The following is a 20,784-nucleotide window of genomic DNA, read 5'->3' on the forward strand; positions in this document are numbered from 1 at the left end:
CCGGCCTGTTGCGCTCAGCGCGTCAGCTTCTTGTACGTCACCCGATGCGGGTTCACGCTGTCCGGCCCCAGCCGCCGGATCTTGTCCTGCTCGTAGTCCGCGAAGTTGCCTTCGAACCACTCGAAGTGGCTCTCGCCCTCATAGGCCAGCATGTGGGTCGCCAGCCGATCGAGGAACATGCGGTCGTGGCTGATGATCACGGCGCAGCCGGCGAATTCCTCGAGCGCCTCTTCGAGGGCAGCGAGGGTTTCGGTGTCGAGGTCGTTGGTCGGCTCGTCGAGCAGCAGCACATTGGCGCCCGACTTCAGCATCTTGGCCAGGTGCACGCGGTTGCGCTGGCCGCCTGAAAGGTTGCCGACCTTCTGCTGCTGGTCGGCGCCCTTGAAGTTGAAGGCCGAGGTGTAGGCGCGCGAGTTCATCTCGCGCTTGCCCAGCATCAGGATCTCATTGCCGCCGGAGATTTCCTCCCAAACGGTCTTGTTGGCACCGAGCGTGTCGCGGCTCTGGTCGACATAGCCGAGGTTGACGTTGTCGGCGACGGTGATGGTGCCGCTGTCGGGCTTTTCCTGCCCGGTCAGCATGCGGAACAGCGTGGTCTTGCCGACGCCGTTCGGCCCGATGATGCCGACGATGCCGCCCGGGGGCAGCTTGAAGGTGAGGTTGTCGATCAGCAGGCGATCCCCGTAGGACTTGGAGATGCCCTCGATATCGATGACGTTCTGCCCGAGCCGTTCGCCGGGCGGAATGATGATCTGCGCGGTCTGCGACTGGGTGCGCGCCTCGTTGATCTTGACCAGCTCGTCATAGGCCTTGATGCGCGCCTTGGACTTGGCCTGCCGCGCCTGCGGCGACTGCCCCATCCATTCCTTTTCCTTCTCGAGCACCTTCATGCGGGCGGCGTCCTCGCGCTCTTCCTGGGCGAAGCGCTTGGTCTTGGCTTCGAGATAGGCCGAGTAGTTGCCCTCGTAGGGCACGCCCTTGCCGCGGTCGAGCTCGAGGATCCAGCCAGTAACGTTGTCGAGGAAGTAGCGGTCATGGGTGATGATCAGCACGGCGCCGGCGAAGTTGCGCAGGTGCTTTTCCAGCCACGCCGTGGTCTCGGCGTCGAGATGGTTGGTCGGTTCGTCGAGGAGGATCAGGTCGGGGTTGCTGAGCAGCAGCGCGCAGAGCGCGACGCGGCGCTTCTCGCCGCCCGAGAGCTTGTCCACCTGGGCGTCGCCCGGCGGGCAGCCCAGCGCCTCCATGGCCACTTCCACCTGGGATTCGAGATCCCAGAGGTTTTGGGAGTCGATCACGTCCTGGAGCTTGGTCGCCTCGTCGGCGGTCTCGTCGGAGTAGTTCATCATCAACTCGTTGTAACGGTCGAGGATGTCCTTCTTCTCTTTGACGCCGGTCATGACGTTGCCGAGCACGTCGAGCGCCGGATCGAGCTGCGGCTCCTGCGGCAGATAGCCGATCTTGGCGCCATCGGCGGCCCAGGCCTCGCCGGTGAACTCGGTGTCGATGCCGGCCATGATGCGCAGCAGCGTCGACTTACCCGAGCCGTTCGGGCCCAGCACGCCGATCTTGGCATCGGGGTAGAAGCTCAGGTGGATGTTATCGAGCACCTTCTTGCCGCCGGCATAGGCCTTGGACATTCCGTGCATGTGATAGATGAACTGGCGCGCCATGAGGGCACTGCTCCCGCCGCTAAAGCTTGAAATCGAGCGCCGTATGTAGGGGAAGCGGTCCGCTGGGGCAACACCACCTTCGGCTCCTGCCCCGAGGCACCGCATTGGCCGTCGCGATTCCGGCTAGCCAGCTCGCTGCATTATCGTTAATACGATTCAGCGCCAGAAGAGCACTCCCGGGAGGATATCCGTGCCGTCGAGACCCAATTTCGCCCGCCGCGGCCGCAGCCTGCTGCCGGGCCAGGTGTCAGAGCTGACTGTCATCAACATCGATGGCAGCGGCCGAGAGGTGCTGTTCACCGCCGACGAGATCATCGAGGCACCGAACTGGACGCCAGACGGCAAGTCGCTGGTGTTCAACGCCGGCGGCGAGCTGTGGAAGATGGCCGCCGACGGGACCGGCGAGATCGAGAAGATCGACACCGGCGACCTCGACGACCTCAACAACGACCACGTGCTCTCGCCCGACGGACGGATGATCTATGTGAGCTCGGACGATGGCCACCTCTACGCGCTGCCGATCACCGGCGGCATGCCGCGGCGAGTGTCGAACACCTACCCGCACCGTCACCACTATTACCTCCACGGCATCTCGCCGGACGGCAAGACGCTGTCCTATGTCGGCGTCAACGCCGTGGGCGATAACCAGTGGGCCAAGGTGAACATCTGGACCATTCCTGCGGCCGGCGGCCCGGACACGCAGCTGACCGACGTGCTGGTGCCCAATGACGGCGCCGAGTACTCGCCCGATGGGCAGTGGATCTGGTTCAATTCCGAGCAGGCCTCGCCCGGTCACGCCCAGATCTTCAAGATGCGCACCGACGGCTCGGAGCTGACGCAGATCACCTTCGACGAGCGGGTGAACTGGTTCCCGCACTTCTCGCCAGATGGGAAATCGATCGCCTATCTGAGCTATCCACCTGGCACCAAAGGCCATCCCGCCGACAAGGACGTGATCCTGCGCTTCATGCACCCGGACGGCACCGGCACTCGCGACATCATCGGCTTCAACGGCGGCCAGGGGACGATCAACGTCAACTCCTGGGCCCCCGACAACAAGCGGTTCGCCTACGTGGCGTATCCGCTCGGCTAGAAATCAAGTGGCCGGTTGTCGGCCACTTCCTTCATCACGAAAAACGTCCGGGTCTGGCGCACGCCGGGCAGCGCGATCAGCTGCGTGCCGTGCAGGTGGTTGAAATGCGCCATGTCGCGCACCCGGATCTTGAGGAAGTAGTCGAAGTCGCCCGCCACTAGGTGGCAGTCGAGCACGAACTTCAGCTTGGTCACCGCCGCCTCGAATGCGGCAAAGCTCTCGGGCGTCGACCGATCGAGCACGACGCCGACCAGCACCAGTGCGCCGAGCTCGAGCTTGTGCGGATCGATCACGCCGCGTACGGCTGAGAGATAGCCCGCCTCGAGCAGCCGCTGAGTCCGGCGATGGCAGGTCGCGGCGCTGACACCGACCTCCTCGGCAAGATCGGCGTTGCTGATCCGTCCGTCGCGCTGGAGCGCACGCAGCATCTTCATGTCGATGCGGTCGAGATCGGCGTCGGAAGATTCTTTCATCAGGTGAGGTCTCGCTCAATCACTATCTGCACTCTCCACGACGTTTCCGCTGTTCTGGCGCAGCGTGAACATAGAGTTAGGAAGCACCTTTCGTGGCCGATTTGCTACCCTTTTGGTTGTGTTTCAACTCAAGGAGGGTACCCCGATGCTCGCCAAATTCCCCCGATACAAACTGACCTTCGGACCCACACCAATCGAGAAACTCGAGCGTCTCAGCGCCCATCTTGGTGGCGCCGTCGAGCTCTATGCCAAGCGCGAGGACTGCAACTCCGGCCTCGCTTTTGGTGGCAACAAGCTACGCAAGCTCGAGTACATCATCCCCGACGCGATCGCCTCCGGCGCCGATACACTGGTGTCTATCGGCGGCGTGCAGTCCAACCACACCCGCATGGTAGCGGCTGTCGCGGCCAAGATCGGCTTCAAGTGCCGGCTTGTGCAGGAAAGCTGGGTGCCGCACGAGGACGCGGTCTATGACCGGGTCGGCAACATCATGCTGAGCCGCATCATGGGTGCCGACGTGCGGCTCGTCGACGACGGCTTCGATATCGGCATCCGCGACAGCTGGAAGCAGGCGATCGCCGAGGTCGAGGCGGCGGGCGGCAAGCCCTACCCGATTCCGGCCGGCGCCTCGGTGCACAAGTTCGGCGGCCTCGGCTATGTCGGCTTTGCCGAAGAGGTGCGCGCGCAGGAGACCGAACTCGGGTTCAAGTTCGACTACATCGTGGTCTGCACCGTCACGGGCTCGACTCATGCGGGCATGCTGGTGGGCTTTGCGGCTGACGGCCGGGCCCGCAACGTCATTGGGATCGATGCCTCCTGCACGCCGCAGCAAACCCGCGCTCAAGTGCTGGAAATCGCCCAGCGCACGGCAGAACTGGTGGAACTCGGCCGGCCAATCACAGGGGACGACGTAGTCCTGCTCGAGGAATACGCCTACCCGGTCTACGGCGTTCCGTCCGCGGAGACCAAGGACGCCATTCGCCTGGTCGGACGGCTCGAAGGCATGATCACCGACCCGGTCTACGAGGGTAAATCCATGCAGGGGATGATCGATCTAGTCCAGACCGGCTACTTCCCTGGGGGATCGAAGGTGCTCTACGCCCACCTCGGCGGCGCCCCGGCGCTCAACGGCTACGGCTACGCTTTTCGCAACGGCTGATCAGCCCGCCACCTCGGCAATCAGCCAGCGGGTGATCGGGGCGGTGTTGGCGAAGTGCTCGATGCAGACGTCGGCGAAATCCGGCTGCGCGGCGGCGCTGGCTGGCAGCTCGATGCCGGCCGTCAGGCCCTCGTAGAGCAGGTATTCGGCACGGTCCGCGTCGGTTTCGAACCCCCGCGGCATCAGCTTGCGGGTCTTCTCGCCGATGCTGTAGGCGCCCTTCGCCTTCACTGCGGCCACCGCCGCGACCAGCGCCTTGCCGGAGCGCGGGTGGATCACCGACTGGCGGAAGCTCTCCAGCGTGTCCTTGTCGAAGCCGTACATGCCGGTCCCGAGGAACACCCGTTCGGCCTCGACGTGGACGTAGAAGCCGGGCCGATCCCAGCTGCGCCTGTCGCCGTGCCAGAACCATAGGGCGAGGTGCTGCTTGTAAGGCCGCTTGTCCTTCGAGAAGCGGATGTCGCGGTTGATGCGGGAGATCGAGCCGTTGACCTTGGGGTCGAACTGCACCTCGGGCGAGATCGCCTTGAGCCGCGGCCCGATCTCGGCGACGAAGACCTTTCCCGGCTCGACGTATCCGGCCTCGTAGAGCGGCCGGTTGGCGTCGAACCAGGCCTTCTCGTTGTGGGCCGCGATCCCCGCGAGGAACTCGAAGGTCTGCTTGGGGAAACCGCTCATTCGAAGGCTCCTACACGTGTGATGCGATATGCCTGCTTGGCTTCGAGGCCATCCAGCCAGGCATCGGACCAGCGCGGATGCCGAGCGAACTCCTCGGCTGCGATGGGTGCTATCGCAAAGCGGTCGCGGACGAAACTGCCGGGCGCAGCCTGTGCGGCAACCGTATCGAGGAACGCCGGATCGAAGACGATGGCGCCGTCGAAGTCGACGCTCTTGAGGTCGGCGCCGCTGAAGTCCGCCATGCCGAAGATGCTGCCGCGGAACGTGCTGCCAGCCATCGAGGTGCCGGCAAACGTCGAGTTGTGGACGATCCCGCCGTCGAAATTGATGCCGAAACCCCGGCTGCCGTCGAACGAGACGTGCTTGAGGATAGCCCCGGAGAAGTCGGTGCCTGAGAGCTGCGCTCCCTGCTTCAGCCCCTCGCCGCCGGTGATCGACGGCAGCTCGGCGGTGGTGAACTGAACGTAGTTGAGGTTGGCATTCCGGAACCGCGCGTGCTCGAGATACGCCCCGTCGAACTCCGCGCCGACGAGGAGCTGCCGGTCGAAATTCGCAAAGCGCAGCGACGCGAAGTGAAAGCGGAGGTTGCTGCCGGTGCTCGCGGCCCGCACCTCAGCGAAGCTGAAATCAGCCCCGTTGAGCTCCGAGAAGTCGGTGAGGCCGTTGGAGATCAGCAGCCCGACTATTTGGCCGCGCTCCGGTGAGAGCGGCCGATCCGACATCACGCCGCTCTGCTCGCCGGCGAACTGGACATTGCCATTCGCCGCATCTAGCTGCTGCCGGATCGTCGCGGACGCCGCCAGGTCCGTCCTGCGCAACAAGCCCGACGACATCAGCAGGTTCTCATCGAGATCGGTCAGCGGGTTGCGCAGGTACCGGTAGGGCCGCGCCGCGGTGGTCGCCGCGATGATGCGGGCGCGCAAACCCGGGCTGAGGCCGGCAATGGAGGGCTTGTCACCGGCGAAGGTGTTGAACCCCGCCACTTCCTGCGCCACCTGGGCGCCGATCTCTAGGATCTCCGGCACGATCGAGGTGGAACGCTGCGCCTCGCCTAGCTCGATCTGGCTCTGGATGAAGCGGTTCTGCTCGGCGATGCGCCCGTTCTGGTCCTGCATCAGGCCGATCTGGGTGCGCAGCAACTGGTTCTGCTGGAACAGCAGCGCCGAACCCGCTAGCGCTGCGATGGCCGCGATGAACGCCGTGATCGTCGCCATCAGCCAGCGACGGGTCGAGACCCAGGCGTAGCGCGCCAGCACCAGCTCGGCGAGATCGCGGGCGGACTCCGTCGCCTCGGCGACCTTCTGTAGCGCTGCGAAGCGCGCGACCTCGGAGAGCGGCCGGGCGAAGCGCTCCATCTCGACTTCGCCGCGTTTGAACAGGCTCTCCCAGATCTGGCGGCGGAAGATCATCAACACCGCGGTGACGACCAGCACCAGCACGAGGAAGCCGAACAGCAGGCCGAAGACCAGGCCGGAATTCGCCGTGATGAACTCCACCCCGAAGGTAGAGAGCGGGAAGCCGACAACGACGCCGATGATGAAGACGACGACCGCGATGCCCAGCATCGCCACGGCGGCGTTGAACGCCCGCGCCCGCTCGCCGGGGCGATCCACATCCCGCGGCGTTGCCTGTCCCTGCTTGTCGTCCGTCATCGCATCGCCCCCGCGCCCCGGGGAACATTATCCGAGTTCAGATAGCCGGCAATCCCGCCTGCTCACGCCTCGATCCAGATCGGTACTGACTTGAACGCCGGCGTCTTCGAGCGCGGGTCGACGGCGGTGCCGCAGAGCACATTGGCTTCGGGGTAATAGGCCAGCGCGGAGCCGCGCGGCAGGTCGAAGGCGGTGGCAGTGCCGGTCATCTTGCCGGTGTCGGACGCGATGGTGACGCGCTGGCCGTCGCTGACGCCGAACACTGCCATGTCCTCACGGTTGAGGAAGATGGCGTCGCGCCCGGCCTTGAAGCGGTAGCTGTCCTGCTCTTCGTAGATGATGGTGTTGAACTGGCCTTCCGAGCGCACCGTGGCGAGGGTGAGCGGTGCCGGAGCCTTGGGCAGCGGGGTGACGACGAAGTGCGCTTTGCCGTCCGCGGTGGCGAACTCGGGGGTGTGGAGCACGCGGTGCTTGATGTGGAACTCGCGCTTCGCCACGTCGATATCCGCCAGTTGCTCGAGGCCGGGGACGATCCGGGCAATTGCCTCGCGCACTTTCGAGTGCTGCTTGAAGCCGTTGAAATCAATTGGAGAATCCGGAACGAGGAGCTTGGCCAGATCGCAGAGGATCACCGTCTCCGGCCGCACATTGTCGAGCCGCTCGATGCCGCCGTCGGAGAGGCGGACGAAGTTGAACATCGATTCCTGGGTCGTCGGGGACCACTCCTCGTCGCGGGCGGTGACGGGGAGGATCAGCACCTCGCCCTCCCCTAACCCGTTGACGTGCCCGCGGTTTAGCGTGGTGGTGAGGAACAGCTTGAAGCCGATGGCGCCCATGGCGCGGCTGGCGAAATCGGTGTCCGGGGTCGCGCCCCACAGGTTCCCGCCCATGATCACGGCGCTGTCTATCTCGCCGCGGGCGGCCGCTTCGAGGCCGGCCATGGTATCGAAGCCCTTGGTGCGACTGAGTTTTATGCCGAACGCCTGCTCCATCGCGGCGAATACCTGCTCGGAGACGATGGGCTTGACGCCGATGGTGCCGATGCCCTGGACGTTGGAGTGGCCACGCAGCGGGAGCAGTCCGGAAAAGCGCTTGCCGATCATGCCTCTAAGCAGCGCGAGGTTGGCGATAGCCTCGACGTTTTCGACCCCGTGGAGGTGGTGGGTCATGCCCATGCCCCAGGCGAACACGACGTTCTGCCGGTTGGCATAGCGGGTGGCGACGCGCTCGATATCCGCCCTGGAAATCGATGTATTAGCCGCGATCTGTTCCCACGAAAGTTGGTCAAGATCTGCCTTTAGATCATGAACTTCTGCCGTGTGGTTTTCGATGAAGGTTTTGTCCTCGGCTCCCATTGCGAGGATCGCCTTCATCAGCCCTTTGAACAGCCAGATGTCAGAGCCGATCCGCGGCTGCAGGTAGTCGGACGCAATCTCGGTGCCACCAGACAGCATCGAGGTCGGCGACTTCGGCACCGCGAACTTCACCAGCCCCGGCTCCTTCGCCGGATTGATGACGATGACGTCCCCGCCGCGATCGCGGCAGTGCTTCAGCATATGAATGAAGCGCGGGTGGTTGGACGACGGGTTGGCGCCGATGACGAAGATCAGGTCGGCGCCGGTCAGGTCCTCGAGCTCGACTGTCGCGGTACCCTTGCCGATGGTGGTCGCCATCCCCTCGCTGGTCGCCTGGTGGCAATAGTAGGAGCAGTTGTTGACGTTGTTGGTGCCGAACACCCGGGCCAGCAGCTGGAACACGAAGCCAGCCTCGTTCGACGAGCGGCCTGAGGAATAAAAGAAGCTGCGGTTGGGGTTGGTGGCTTTCAGCTGCGCCGCCGCGTGGGCGATGGCGAAATCCCAGTTCACCGGCTCGAACCTGTCAGCGCCGACCGCTTTGAACAGTGGCGTGTTGAGCCGGCCGAGCCGCTCCATCTCGCGGCCGCTGAGCTGCTGCAGGTCGCTCACCGGATGGAGGAACGCCTCGTTCGGGATGGCCGGCTGGATATCGGTCGATTGCGCCTGGACAGACTTGTTGCAGACCGACGGAAACTCGCCGAGTTCATTGGTCATCCCGCCCTTCTGCCCGCCCATGCCATAGGCACAGGCCTTGCAGGTGTTCTTGGCCGTCAGGGCCTTCGCCGCCTTGCCGAGCCCGATCTTGCGGATGGTTTCGACGGTGTAGAGCAGCTTCTTGGGGCCGCCGCCAACGATCCGCGGCCTGTCGTCGATAGTCATGGGAACTCCTCGTTGTGGCGAGGTTAGCATGGCCGCGGGAACGCCAAAAGCGCCGGTGCTTGCCGACCCCCACCCCTGTCCCTTCCCCGCAAGGGGGAGGGAGACCAAAACACCGGCCTTTGTGCGGGCGTCTCCCTCCCTTTTGTGGGGAGGGGACAGCGGTGGGGGGCCACAGCCACCGAATGCAACCATGTCCTTTTCTGTCCGCTCCTTGACCTGTACGTGCCTTTCGCCGCAATCTGCGGCTCCGTACCTTCAGCCAATCACCACACCATGTGAGGCTAGAAATGTCCGACACCGCACTGCTCGTCATCGATGCCCAGGAATCGTTCCGGCAGCGCCAGAACTGGTTCGAGACCGACTACGCGACGTACTTTAGGAACCAGCAGGCGCTGATCGATGGGGCGCGGGCCAAGGGCTACGCCGTCGTCCGCGTGCTCCACGTCGAGCCCGAGGGGATCTTCTCGCTGGCGTCCGGCTTCGTGCGCCCGCTGGCCGAACTGCAGCTGACGCCCGATGCGGAGTTCCACAAGACCCGCCACTCGGCCCTTGTCGGCTCGGGGCTCGATGTCTGGCTGACCGAGAACGGCATCCGGCGGCTGATCGTGTCCGGCATCCGCACCGAGCAATGCTGCGAGACGACGACCCGGCATGCTTCCGATCTCGGCTGGCAGGTCGACTATGTCACCGAAGCGACCCACACCATGGCGCTGACCGACAAGACCGGCCGCACCTGGAGCGTCGAGGAACTGAAGGCCCGCACCGCCGCGGTGCTCGATGGCCGCTTCGCCCGCGTCTGCACTATCGCCGAGGCCCTCGCCGGGGCGCCCAAGGCCGCCGCCGCATGAGCCCTGCCCCGCGCCGGATCCCGGTCTATGTCGTGCTGCCGGCGCGGACGCTTCTGCTCGATGTCGCGGGGCCGATGGAGGCTCTGCGCAAGGCAAACCAGATGCAGTCGGAGGTGGCGTTCGATGTCCGCTATATCGGGGCGCTACCGACGATCACCAGTTCGATCGGGCTGACCGTCACCGGCATCGAGCCGCTACCCGCCAGTATCGAGGACGATGCGATGGTCGTCCTTTCCGGCGACACTGAACTCATCCTCGGTGCCGACCGGCTGGGGACGATAGAGGCGCCGCTCGAAGGTTCGGACGATGTGGTCGCATGGCTGCGCGCCAATATCCGGCCGGGCATCCGGCTGGTGTCGATCTGCTCGGGTGCCCTGCTTGCGGCTCGCGCCGGGCTGCTCGATGGTCGGGCCTGCACGACACACTTCACCGATTGCACGCTGCTCGCCGAAGCCGCGCCCACCGCCCGGGTGCTGGAGAACCGGCTCTATGTCGAGGATGGCGAGCGCTACACCAGCGCCGGCATCACCGCCGGCATCGACCTGATGCTGCACATCATCGGCCAGTTGACGAGCCCGGCAACGGCCGCGGCCGTGGCGCGCTACCTCGTCGTCTACCTGCGCCGCGCCGGCACCGACCCACAGCTGTCCCCGTGGCTCGAGGGCCGCAACCACATCCATCCGGCCATCCACCGCGTGCAGGACGCCATCACCGCCGATCCGGCCCGCGACTGGTCGCTGGAGACGCTGGCGCAAATCGCCATCGCCAGCCCGCGCCATGTCTCGCGCCTCTTCAACGACCACGCGGGCATGAGCATCCCAGACTACGTGAACCGGCTGCGCGTGGCCCTCGCCCAGCAACTGCTGAGCGAAACTCGCCTCGACATGGAGCGCATCGCCGAACGCTCCGGCTTCGCCTCTTCCCGCCAGCTCCGCCGCGCCTGGGGCAGGATTAACCCGACCCCGCCGAGCGCTGCGAGAACGCGAGAACCTGCATAAGCGTCTGCTCTGCGGCTGAATGGCCCGAGAAATTCTCTACTGCGCAGTCCTGCGCCGCCGCCCTGTGCCACAATATTGCTATCATGAACTATGAACTAGTATCGGCACTTGAGTACATGGGTACTTGGGGTACTGAGGGAAACATCCGTGAAAAATCTATTGCCGGCGGTGTTGATCGCCGTTGCGACGCTTGCTGCCACCGCCGCGGGCGCGGCCGAAGTGGGAACATTCGTCTCCGGCGCGACCGGGAGCGCCGTCGCCAAGCCCGACACCATGTTCTTCCAGATCGGCTTCAAGTCCGAGGGCAAGACACCGGAAGAGGCGGTTCACGAGGACGCCGTGCAGGCTCGAAAGGTGGTTGCGGTACTGCGCGAACAGGGTCTGCAGGACACCGACCTCGAGACCAACGGCTACGCTATCGAGGAAATCCTGGGGCCGGAGGGCTGCGGGCAGTCGTATCGCACCGACCAGCCGCTGGTTCCCTGCGAACTCGAAGGGTATCGCCTCAATAACAGCATCACAGTGCGCATCCGGAACCTCGACAATTATGCTGCGATCCTGACCGGCGCGATCGAGGCTGGCCTCAAGGACATCGGCCGCATCAGCTTCGCGGTCGCCGACGAGCAGCGCTACTATGACGAGGCCTTTGCCAAAGCCCTGCTGGCCGCAAAGGCCAAGGCGGAACTCACGGCGAAGACGCTCGGGTTCCGGCTGGGGAGGCTTGTCGACGTTGGAGCAAACATTGCGCCGGCGCAGTGGGACCACCAGTCGCCCGCCACGCTGGCCGACGGCCTCGAGGGGAGCTACGGCGAGGGTGGAGCCGCCGATCTCATGCTCGCCGCGCCGCTCATCAGCACCGGCGAGATGACCTTTACCCGAGAAGCCTCGGTTACTTTCGAGATCGTACCCGGATCTTGAGCCGCAAGGCGGCTAACCGCCTCTGTAGCGGCCATCCGGCAGCGCTGCTAGAACTGCGGCATGGCCACTCCCTCAGCGCTTCGCGCCGAAACCGCCGAGCGCCTTCACAGCATCGCTATCCGGCTGCTGCGCCGGGCTCGTGTAGTGGACCGCGAGGCTGGGGTTGGGCCGGCGCAGTTGTCCGCCCTGTCGGTCCTCTACTTCACCCCCGAGTTGCCCCTTACGGCGCTGGCCGAGGCCGAGCAGGTGGCGCAGCCGACCATGACGCGGATCGTCGCCTCACTGGAGGCGGCGAGCGCCGTCACCCGCGCCCGGTCCCAGACCGACCGGCGCGTGCAGATGGTCGCCATCAGCCCGGAGGGCAGGCGAATTTTCGAGGCAGCCCGGGCGCGGCGGCTCGAAGTCATCGAGGCCATGCTCGGCCCGCTGGACGACGCAACCATCGCCGCGCTCCGTCCGTTGCTCACCCCGCTGGTCGATGCGGTCAACCATCGCGACTAGTGGACAGCGTGCACCGGTTTTTGTATAGCAATGCTATGCAAATGGGAGGGGCGAATGACGGGCTTTTCTGACGGTGCTATGGTGCGATGATGAGCGCCACCGCGAACGATCCATTCGTATTGGTGACCAGCAACGATCTCGACCGCCTGCGAGCAGAGCTGTCGCATGATCCCGAGCTTGCGCGCGCCCGCCATCAGAGCGGCGCCTCGCTGGTGGCCTGGTGCGCATACATGGGCAATGTCGGCGCCATCGCCGCGGTGCGGGCGCTGATCACCGAGCTCGATCCGCACGAGGCCATCATTCTCAAGGATGGCGCACGGCTGGAAGCAGCGCTAGCCGGTGGCTGGGACCCCAATGAACTGTCGCGCGACGGCTTCACGCCGCTTGGGCTGGCGGCGTTCTTCGATAATGCCGAGGCCTTCGAGCTGCTGCTGCCGCTGACCCGCGACGTCAACGAGGCAGCACAGAACCCGCAGAAGGTCGCCGCGCTCCATGCGGCCACCGCCAAGCGCAACACCAAGATGGTGGAAAAGCTGCTCCGCGCCGGGGCCGACCCGAGCCAGCCGCAGGCCGACGGTTTCACCCCGCTGCATGTCGCGGCGATGCACGGCGACGCGGCGATCGTCGGGCTGCTGCTGCTGTTCGGGGCGGACCCGAGGCAGGCCAACGCGAAGGGCGAGGATGCCATCGCCCATGCGAATAATGGCGGGCATGCGTGGTTGGCAGAGCGGCTGGCGCGTTAGCTAGCGGCGAACGCCGGGGCTGGTTTTGCCGGCCTGCCACTCACCCCAACGTTACGGCGAGTTAATGTGCACCGGGGGATGGCGATGCTATCGTCCGGGCCGTTCTGCCCCTGATCCGGCTGGGGCATATCTCTTTGGGAATCGGTCGCTTGTTCAGGCAATTGCTGCTTTCGCTCGTCATTTTGGGAGCGGCCGCGGCCGCATACATCTTCCTTGTGCCCGGTGCGCCCCAGACGCTGGCCCGCTTCGGCATCACCCTGCCCTTCGGCGAGCCGGCTGAAGCCGCGACCAGCCCCGCCGGAGCACCGGCCCAGCAGCAGGCCAGCGGCCAGCGCGGCGGAGGTGGCGGCGGCGGACGCGGTGGCAACCGCACCATGGTGGTGGTGACCGCCCCGGTGCTGCTCGCGACCATCAACGACAAGCTGACCTCGATCGGCGAGGGCGCGGCGGCCCATTCGGTTACGGTGGTTTCGCCGGCGAGCGGCACGCTCACCGAGCTGCTGGTCAACCCGGGCGACGTGGTGGCGGCCAAGGCGGTGATCGGGCACCTCGATGCCGATGCCGAACAGATCGCCCAGGAGCGGGCCAAGCTCGCTTTCGACGACGCCCAGACAGCGCTCGATCGCACCAATGAGCTGGCCAAGGCCAGCACCACCACCACCGTGCAGGTCGCGGCGGCACAGCTGGCGTTCAACAATGCCCGGCTCGAGCTGCAGAATGCCGACCTGGCGCTGCAGAAGCGCACGATCTCCACCCCGATCGGCGGAACCGTCGGACTGTTCCAGGTCAGCCCCGGCAATACCGTCACGGCGCAGACCGTGGTGACCACCATCGAGGACACCTCGCATATCCTCGTCAGCTTCTGGGTACCGGAGCGCTACGCCTCGGCCATCGCCACCGGGATGCCGCTGACCGCTGCGGCCGTGGCGCTGCCCGGCCAGACCATCGCGGGCGAGGTCAGCGCCGTCGACAACCGCATCGATCCGGCAAGCCGGACGCTGAAGGTGGAAGCCGCGATCCCCAACGACGAGGGCCGGCTCAAGCCCGGTATGTCGTTCTCCGTGAGTATGAGCTTTCCGGGCGAGCAGTTCCCTTCGGTCGATCCGCTGGCCATCCAGTGGTCGAGCCAGGGGAGCTATCTGTGGAAGTTCGTCGACGGCAAGGTCGAACGCGTGCCGGTGGAGATCATCCAGCGCAACTCCGACGGGGTGCTGGTGAAGGCGGAACTCGCCGCGGGCGAGCAGGTGGTGACGCAGGGCGTGCAGCAGCTGACGGCTGGGGCCAGCGTGCGGCTGCTGGATGCGCCGGCGGACGGTGGTGGCGAGGGGCGGAAGCGGCAGAAGCCGGGCGAGGGGAACCCGTCGTGAGGCCGGTGGCTGTGGCCCCCCACCCCTGTCCCCTCCCCGCAAGGGGGAGGGAGACCCTCCCGATCAACTATCGTCCCTCACGCACCGAGCTTTCGGTTGGCGTCTCCCTCCCCCTTGCGGGACAGGGGTGGGGGCCGGCACGTGCCGGCGGCCGGGGGATACGCCAATGAGCATCCAATCCCAGAACGAGCGTGGTGGGGCCATTGCCGGGCTGTTCGTGCGGCGACCGGTGCTGGCGATCGTCGTCAGCTGCCTGATCATTGTGGCGGGGTTGGCGGCCTTCTTCGGCGTCGAGATCCGTGAGTTGCCGAGTGTCGAGCGCCCTACTCTCTCGATTTCCACCAACTTCCCCGGCGCCGCCGCCGAGACGGTCGACCGCGAAATCACCTCGGCCATCGAGGGCGTGGTGGCGCGGATCCAGGGCGTGGCGTCGATCTCGTCGGATTCGTCCTATGGCCGCAGCCGTGTGTCGATGACGTTCAACGACGGCACCAACCTCGACAACGCAACTTCCGATATCCGCGATGCGCTGGGCCGCATCACCAACCGGCTGCCCGATGGTGCCGAGACGCCGACCATCGTCAAGGCGGACTCGAATGCGCAGGCGATCATCCAGCTGGCCGTCACCTCCGACACCATGCCCAAGGATGAGCTGACGGCGCTGGTCGAGAACACCATCTCCGAGCGGCTGGCCGCCGTGCCGGGCGTTGCCGACGTGCAGATCAACGGCAGCCAGGACAAGAGCTTCGAGATCGATGTCGATCAGGTGAAACTCGCGAGTCTCGGGCTGACCGTCGGCGATATCCGCAACGCGCTCTCGACCATTGCTTTCGACAGCCCGGCCGGCTCGCTCAACGGCACCAACCAGAACATCGCCATCCGCGCCATTGCCGAGGTGAACACGCCCGAGCAGTTCGAGAACATCGTCATCAAGGGGACGACACGGCTCGGCGATGTGGCGAGCGTGGTGTTCTCACCCGGCGCCTCGAACTCGGGGCTGCGAGCGGACGGCAAGTCCGGCATCGGGCTCGGCATCGTCCGGCAGGCTCAATCGAACACGGTGCAGATTTCCGAGGGGGTGAAGAAGGCGGTCGCGGACCTGAAGAGCGCGCTCCCGCCGGGAGTGAACATCAACATCTCGTCCGACGAGTCGGTGTTCATTTCGGGCGCCATCCATGAGGTCGAACGCTCGCTGCTGATCGCCGTGTTCGGCGTCATCGTCATCATCTTCCTGTTCCTCCTGGATTGGCGGGCGACCATCATTCCGGCGATCACCATGCCGGTGGCGCTGATCGGCACCGTGGCCGGAATCTATGCGTTCGGATTCTCGCTCAACATCCTGACATTGCTGGCACTTGTGATCGCAACAGGCCTCGTCGTCGACGACGCTATCGTGGTGCTCGAGAACATCACGCGGCGGCGCGGCATGGGGCTTGGGCCCCGCGCCGCGGCGGTGCTGGGCACGCAAGAGGTGTTCTTCGCCGTCATCGCGACGACGCTGACATTGGCCGCCGTGTTCATACCGATCTCGTTCCTGCCGGGGCAGACGGGGCTGTTGTTCCGCGAGTTCGGCTTCACCCTCGCCATCTCGGTGGGGCTGTCGGCGGTGGTAGCGCTGTCGCTGGCGCCGATGATGGCGTCGCGGCTGCTGAAGCCGCATGTCGAGCGGCCGCCCAATGCGGTGCAGCGCTTCGGCGGCGTGCTGGCCGGGATTTACCGGCGCACCCTGCATCTGGCGCTCGACAATCCGCTGGTGGTGATCGTCATTGCGGTGCTGTTCGCTGGCGCCGCCTATGTGGCGTTCGGTACGCTGAAGCAGGAGCTGACGCCGCCCGAAGACCGGGCGTCCATCGCCATCAATGTCAGCGCCCCGGCGACGGTGAGCCTCGATTTCACCCGCACCCAGATGCAGAAGATCGAGGACCTCGTGGCGCCCTACAAGGCGAGCGGCGAGGCGACGAGCATCTTCTCGATTTCGGGTTTCGGCTCGAACACCAATTCCGGCTTCATCATCCTGACGCTGGCCGACTGGGAGCATCGCACCCGTTCGCAGCAGCAGATCGCCGCCGAGATCACCCAGTTGCTGACCCAGGTGCCAGGCGTCCGCGCCACCATCCGCCAGGGCAACAGCCTCGGCGTGCGCGGCGGCGGTGCGGGCCTGCAGTTCGCGCTGGTCGGCGACAACTACGCCACCCTCTCCGATGCCGCCAACAAGGTGAAGGCGGAGTTGGAGAAGGACGAGAAATGGGGCCGCGTCTCGGTCAACTACGAGACCACGCAGCCGCAGATGACGCTGACCATCGACCGCGAGAAAGCGGCGCAGCTGGGCATCGACATCAACGGCCTCGGCACCACCATGCAGGCCATGATCGACGGCTCGGATGTCGGCACGGTGTTCATCAACGACGCCAGCTTCTCGGTGCGCATGACCTCGACCTCGAGCCCGGTGAACGACCCCGGCGACCTCGAGTCGATCTTCTTGAAGACCACCGACGGCCGCTACGTGCCGATGTCGACCATCGCATCGCTGACCGAGGCGCCGATCGCGCCCTCGCTCGGCCGCGAGCAGCAGCGCCGGGCGGTCACCGTCACCGCGGCGTTGACCGATGGCTTTGCGCTCGGGGACGCCTATAACGAGGCGGTGACGATTGCCCAGCCGCTGCTGCCGGAGGGCGCGGCGATCATCCCGATGGCGGAGGCCAAGACGCTCGGCGAGAGCAATAACGGGCTGATCATCACCTTCGGCTTCGCGCTGATCGTCATCCTGCTGGTGCTGGCGGCGCAGTTCGAGAGCGTGTGGAGCGCCATCATCGTCATGGCAACGGTGCCGTTCGGGCTCGCCTGTGCGGTGTTCGCGATGCTGCTGACCGGGGTGACGCTCAACGTCTATAGCCAGATCGGGCTGGTGCTGGTGGTGGGCATCATGGCCAAGAACGGCATCCTGATCGTCGAGTTCGCCAACCAGTTGCGCGACCGCGGCCAGAACGTCCGCGAGGCGGTGGAGAACTCGGCCAACATCCGGCTGCGACCGGTGGTGATGACCATGATCGCCACGGTGCTCGGCGGCGTGCCGCTGATCATTGCGGGTGGCGCCGGATCGGAAGCGCGGGCGGCACTCGGCTGGATCATGGTGGGTGGGCTGAGCTTTGCCGCGGTTTCGACGCTGTACCTGACACCGGTGGCCTACCTGTTGCTGGCGCGGTTCTCGAAGCCCAAGGCGCTCGAGGAGGCCCGATTGCAGAGCGAACTGGCGGCTGCCGATGCGGCGGAGGGCGGAGCGCCCCCTGCCCCGGCGGAATAACCCTGCCAATAGGCGAAGGGCGCGGGGTTGCGGACCCGCGCCCTTCTTTCGAGTTCTGATCGTGGGGTCAGATCAGAACACGTACACCGTCAACTGACCGCCGCTGCGCGACACTGCGAAGACGTCGCCGGCGCTATAGCCCGAACCGCTGATGCGGGCTGAGAGGCTGGCGTTGCCGCTCACCGCGCGCTGCAGCAGTTGGACCTTGCTGCTCTTGCCGAACAGCTCTGCGATCTTGGCGCGTGTCGGCCCGCACAGCTGGACCGGCACGACCTTGACGGTGCCCACCCGCTCGAACAGGGCGCGGTTGAGCTGCATGTTGGATGCCAGAGATACGGCCTGACGGCCTTCCTGGATCGAGCAAGCCTGGCTGTTGATGAAGCCGCCGGCGCCGCCGTTGCTGGCTACGCGGACAATCGTTCCACCGCCGCCGTTGCCGCCGTTTCCACCGTTCCCGCCATTCCCGCCGTTACCGTTGCCGCCATTGCCATTGCCGTTGCCGTTGCCGCCACCGCCAATGGTGCCGAGGTCGATGTTGAGGTCGCCAAGGATGTCGCTCAGGTTGAGCAGATCGCCCAGGCCGAGATCGCCGACCAGGTTGCTGAGATCGAGACCACCCAGCCCGAGGTCGCCCAAGCCGCCGAGACCCAGGTCGCCGAGACCCAGATCACCCAGGTCGAGCAGGTCATCGCCAAGCCCGACGCCGCCCAGACCGACGTCGCCCAGGCCGAGGTCGCCTACACCGACATCGCCGAGGCCGAGGTCGCCGACGCCGAGGTCGTCCAGACCACCGAGATCACCCACCCCACCCAGATCGGCCAGGTTGCCGAGGCCAAGGCCACCGCCGAGCACGCCGTCTTCGCCGCCCAGATCTACGTCGCCGAGACCAACATCAAGATTGTCCAGGTCGATGCCACCGAGCAGATCGTCGCCCAGGCCGACGTCGATATCGTCCAGATCGAGGCCATCGAGGTCCACGCCGTCGAGATTCAGATCACCGAGCAGGCCGTCGTCACCACCCAGATCAAGGTCGAGGTCGTCGAGATCGACGTCGCCGATATCCAGGTTGCCGAGCAGCCCATCGCCGTCGTTGCCGCCCAGGTCGAGGTTCAGCAGGCTGTTATTGTCGTCGTCGTCCTCGCCGCCCAGATCGACATCGAGCACGCTGCCATCGTCATCGCCGCCGATGTCCACCAAGCCGCCGACGCCGCCAAGAAGGCCATCGTCGTCATCGTCGTCGTCGCCGCCAAGGTTGATTTCAAGGTTGGTGTCGCTGTCGGCGCCAAGGCCAACATTGACCAGCGAGTCATCGCTGGCGCCCCCGGTGTTGACGTCGACGAGGCCGCCGACGCTGACGTCGGAGTCGCTGTCGCCACTAAGTATCCCACCGAGAAGGCCAGCGGCCTGTACCGGGGCCACGTTGGTGCCCGCAACTAGTACAACTGCTGCCAATAGTGCAATCGCGCTGCTTTTCATGACTGTATCTCCCAGTTCGCAACTGAGCTGAACTTAGATACGTCAAGCTGACAGGACGCTGTCAGTTAAGCTTTCGCAAGGTTTGTCGCCGTCAATTTAGTTATCGCATTTCTCACGAGAACGACTCATTTTGAACAACTACACATTTTCACTTATCTCGACGTATCCATGTACTTACGCGAATGAAAAATGGCGCGGAGAGAGCTCCGCGCCATTCTCTAGGCCACGACCGAGAGGAGATCAGTACACGTAGACCACCAGCTGACCGCCCTTGCGCTGTACGGCGATCACGTCCCCGGCGTCGTAGCGTGTGCGACCGAGCGATGCGGTGATCAGCGCATCGGACATCACGGCCCGACGCAGCAGGTTGATCTTCTTGCTCTTGGCGAGGATCTGCGCGACCTGCTTCTTGGCCGCCGGGCAAAGCTTGATCGGGACCACCTGAACATTGGCGGCGCGCATCCATGCCTTGATCTCGGCACCGCTGAGCTTGCCGGCCGCCGCGATCTGCAGCAGCTGCCGCGTATTGTTGACGGCGCAGTTGATCACGAAGTTCTCGCCACCGAGGCTGCCGACCAGGATGCGGTTGCCATTGCCGCCCGCACCGTTGCCGCCGCCATTGCCATTACCGTTGCCGTTGCCGCCACCACCGCCACCGCCGATGACCTCAAGCAGCTCCAGGTTGACGCCGAGTTCGAGCTCGAGACCGGCAAGGTCGAGCGAAACCGTCGTGTTCTTCAGCAGCCCGTTGGTCGAGACATTGGCATTGACGAGCGGCTTGTTGCCGTTGCCGACCGCCGCGTTGAGGACATTGTTGCCGCCCCCCACATCGAGGTTGACCAGGGCATTGTTGCCTTGGTCGTTCAGCGACACCAGCCCGCCAACATTGGTGCCGCCACCGCCGCCGCCGGTTACTTCGTCGACCGTGTCGGTAACAGTGTCTACCGTATCGGTAACAGTGTCGGTGACGGTGTCGACAACCCCACCGAGCAGTCCGGCCGCACTAACGGGCGCAGCGCTCATCCCGACGACGACTGTGAACGTCGCCAAGGCCGCAACAACATTGCTTCTCATGACATACTCCCTGACATCCGCCGCCATTCTGCCGACGAATAGACACGTATGTGGACATGGCTAAGTTCCGCTCGAAAGGCCGTCAACTTGACCTTGGTTGTGTGATTCATTCCGATATTCAAGCAATTGCTCAAAATACGCACTCGCACTTACCAATGCATTTTGCGTAGCGCTTTGCGTACTAACGCGTAGGATATCGACAATTAGGTTGAACCTTGAGTTCAATGCGAATTGTCGCCGGGCATCGCGGGCGTGGATACTGGTCAGCACTTACCTCCAGATACATGTTTGAGACGACCTGCTCTGGGCCCAGGCGACGGGAAGGCCGGAATCCCATGGCGCCGGTCGCAGCCCGCGGGTGGCACTATTTACTTCTGGCGGCGAGCAACTCCAGTAAAGCGGGTACTATCGGAAGATGACAGACCGCTGACAGGTTTTCAGCACTTATGAACGCGGCCGAGTCGCCCCGACATTTACTCGACCAGGCTCGGGTAAATTGCCGCGAAGCCCTGCTCCGCGAGCAACTGCGTCCATGCCCAACGCGCCGTTGATGAGCGACTACGGATCACCACCGCACCACCCTCCAACAAATGCGTAGA

The 20,784-nt window shown here is 64.9% G+C and carries 16 protein-coding genes; 9 read left to right on the plus strand and 7 right to left on the minus strand.

Annotated elements, in window-relative coordinates:
* Positions 1-14: 14 nt before the first annotated feature.
* Positions 15-1,670 (minus strand): energy-dependent translational throttle protein EttA, encoded by a 1,656-nt coding sequence (gene ettA / locus AC1DYL_RS00265; protein WP_477149002.1) that lies wholly within the window; start codon positions 1,668-1,670, stop codon positions 15-17.
* Positions 1,671-1,860: 190 nt separating this feature from the next.
* Here ettA and AC1DYL_RS00270 point away from each other — a divergent pair, with 190 nt between their 5' ends.
* Positions 1,861-2,763: a TolB family protein gene (locus AC1DYL_RS00270; protein WP_477171617.1), complete on the plus strand. Its 903-nt coding sequence runs from the start codon at positions 1,861-1,863 to the stop codon at positions 2,761-2,763.
* On the opposite strand, the gene AC1DYL_RS00275 is transcribed toward AC1DYL_RS00270, so the two are convergent.
* A complete protein-coding gene (locus AC1DYL_RS00275) occupies positions 2,760-3,236 on the minus strand; it encodes an Lrp/AsnC family transcriptional regulator (protein WP_477149000.1) in 477 nt (158 codons plus the stop codon). The genes AC1DYL_RS00270 and AC1DYL_RS00275 overlap by 4 nt on opposite strands.
* 145 nt (positions 3,237-3,381) lie before the next feature.
* Here AC1DYL_RS00275 and AC1DYL_RS00280 point away from each other — a divergent pair, with 145 nt between their 5' ends.
* A complete protein-coding gene (locus AC1DYL_RS00280) occupies positions 3,382-4,395 on the plus strand; it encodes a 1-aminocyclopropane-1-carboxylate deaminase (RefSeq protein WP_477171618.1) in 1,014 nt (337 codons plus the stop codon).
* On the opposite strand, the gene AC1DYL_RS00285 is transcribed toward AC1DYL_RS00280, so the two are convergent.
* The 3 genes from AC1DYL_RS00285 to AC1DYL_RS00295 all read right to left on the minus strand — a co-directional run bounded on the left by AC1DYL_RS00285 (position 4,396) and on the right by AC1DYL_RS00295 (position 8,959).
* Positions 4,396-5,073: a DUF2461 domain-containing protein gene (locus AC1DYL_RS00285; protein WP_477171619.1), complete on the minus strand. Its 678-nt coding sequence runs from the start codon at positions 5,071-5,073 to the stop codon at positions 4,396-4,398.
* A complete protein-coding gene (locus AC1DYL_RS00290) occupies positions 5,070-6,725 on the minus strand; it encodes a pentapeptide repeat-containing protein (protein ID WP_477171620.1) in 1,656 nt (551 codons plus the stop codon). Before AC1DYL_RS00290 ends, AC1DYL_RS00285 begins: the two co-directional genes overlap by 4 nt.
* A 62-nt stretch (positions 6,726-6,787) precedes the next feature.
* A complete protein-coding gene (locus tag AC1DYL_RS00295) occupies positions 6,788-8,959 on the minus strand; it encodes an FdhF/YdeP family oxidoreductase (RefSeq protein WP_477171621.1) in 2,172 nt (723 codons plus the stop codon).
* 287 nt (positions 8,960-9,246) lie between these two features.
* Here AC1DYL_RS00295 and AC1DYL_RS00300 point away from each other — a divergent pair, with 287 nt between their 5' ends.
* The 7 genes from AC1DYL_RS00300 (at position 9,247) to AC1DYL_RS00330 (ending at position 17,635) form a co-directional block, all read left to right on the plus strand.
* Positions 9,247-9,807: a cysteine hydrolase family protein gene (locus AC1DYL_RS00300; protein ID WP_477171622.1), complete on the plus strand. Its 561-nt coding sequence runs from the start codon at positions 9,247-9,249 to the stop codon at positions 9,805-9,807.
* On the plus strand, positions 9,804-10,805 hold the full coding sequence (locus AC1DYL_RS00305; protein ID WP_477171623.1) for a GlxA family transcriptional regulator: 1,002 nt from the start codon (positions 9,804-9,806) through the stop codon (positions 10,803-10,805). Before AC1DYL_RS00300 ends, AC1DYL_RS00305 begins: the two co-directional genes overlap by 4 nt.
* Before the next feature lie 147 nt (positions 10,806-10,952).
* Positions 10,953-11,723, plus strand: a complete 771-nt coding sequence (locus AC1DYL_RS00310; protein ID WP_477171624.1) for an SIMPL domain-containing protein — start codon at positions 10,953-10,955, stop codon at positions 11,721-11,723.
* Positions 11,724-11,783: 60 nt separating this feature from the next.
* The gene (locus tag AC1DYL_RS00315; RefSeq protein WP_477171625.1) at positions 11,784-12,224 is read left to right on the plus strand and encodes a MarR family winged helix-turn-helix transcriptional regulator; all 441 of its coding nucleotides are present in this window, start codon (positions 11,784-11,786) and stop codon (positions 12,222-12,224) included.
* A gap of 89 nt (positions 12,225-12,313) precedes the next feature.
* Entirely contained in the window at positions 12,314-12,967 is a 654-nt protein-coding gene (locus AC1DYL_RS00320) for an ankyrin repeat domain-containing protein (RefSeq protein WP_477148991.1), read from the plus strand.
* A 149-nt stretch (positions 12,968-13,116) separates the two neighbouring features.
* Positions 13,117-14,334 carry an efflux RND transporter periplasmic adaptor subunit gene (locus AC1DYL_RS00325; protein ID WP_477171626.1) on the plus strand — a complete coding sequence of 406 codons (1,218 nt, stop codon included), beginning with the start codon at positions 13,117-13,119 and terminating at the stop codon, positions 14,332-14,334.
* A 166-nt stretch (positions 14,335-14,500) separates the two neighbouring features.
* Positions 14,501-17,635, plus strand: coding sequence for an efflux RND transporter permease subunit (locus tag AC1DYL_RS00330; protein WP_477171627.1), 3,135 nt, complete (start codon positions 14,501-14,503; stop codon positions 17,633-17,635).
* A gap of 72 nt (positions 17,636-17,707) precedes the next feature.
* On the opposite strand, the gene AC1DYL_RS00335 is transcribed toward AC1DYL_RS00330, so the two are convergent.
* Together AC1DYL_RS00335 and AC1DYL_RS00340 are read right to left on the minus strand one after the other, a co-directional pair.
* On the minus strand, positions 17,708-19,111 hold the full coding sequence (locus tag AC1DYL_RS00335) for a hypothetical protein (RefSeq protein WP_477171628.1): 1,404 nt from the start codon (positions 19,109-19,111) through the stop codon (positions 17,708-17,710).
* Between the two features lie 240 nt (positions 19,112-19,351).
* Positions 19,352-20,185, minus strand: coding sequence for a hypothetical protein (locus tag AC1DYL_RS00340; protein WP_477171629.1), 834 nt, complete (start codon positions 20,183-20,185; stop codon positions 19,352-19,354).
* Positions 20,186-20,784: the final 599 nt, after the last annotated feature.

The organism is Devosia sp. P1_H9, from assembly GCF_056405135.1.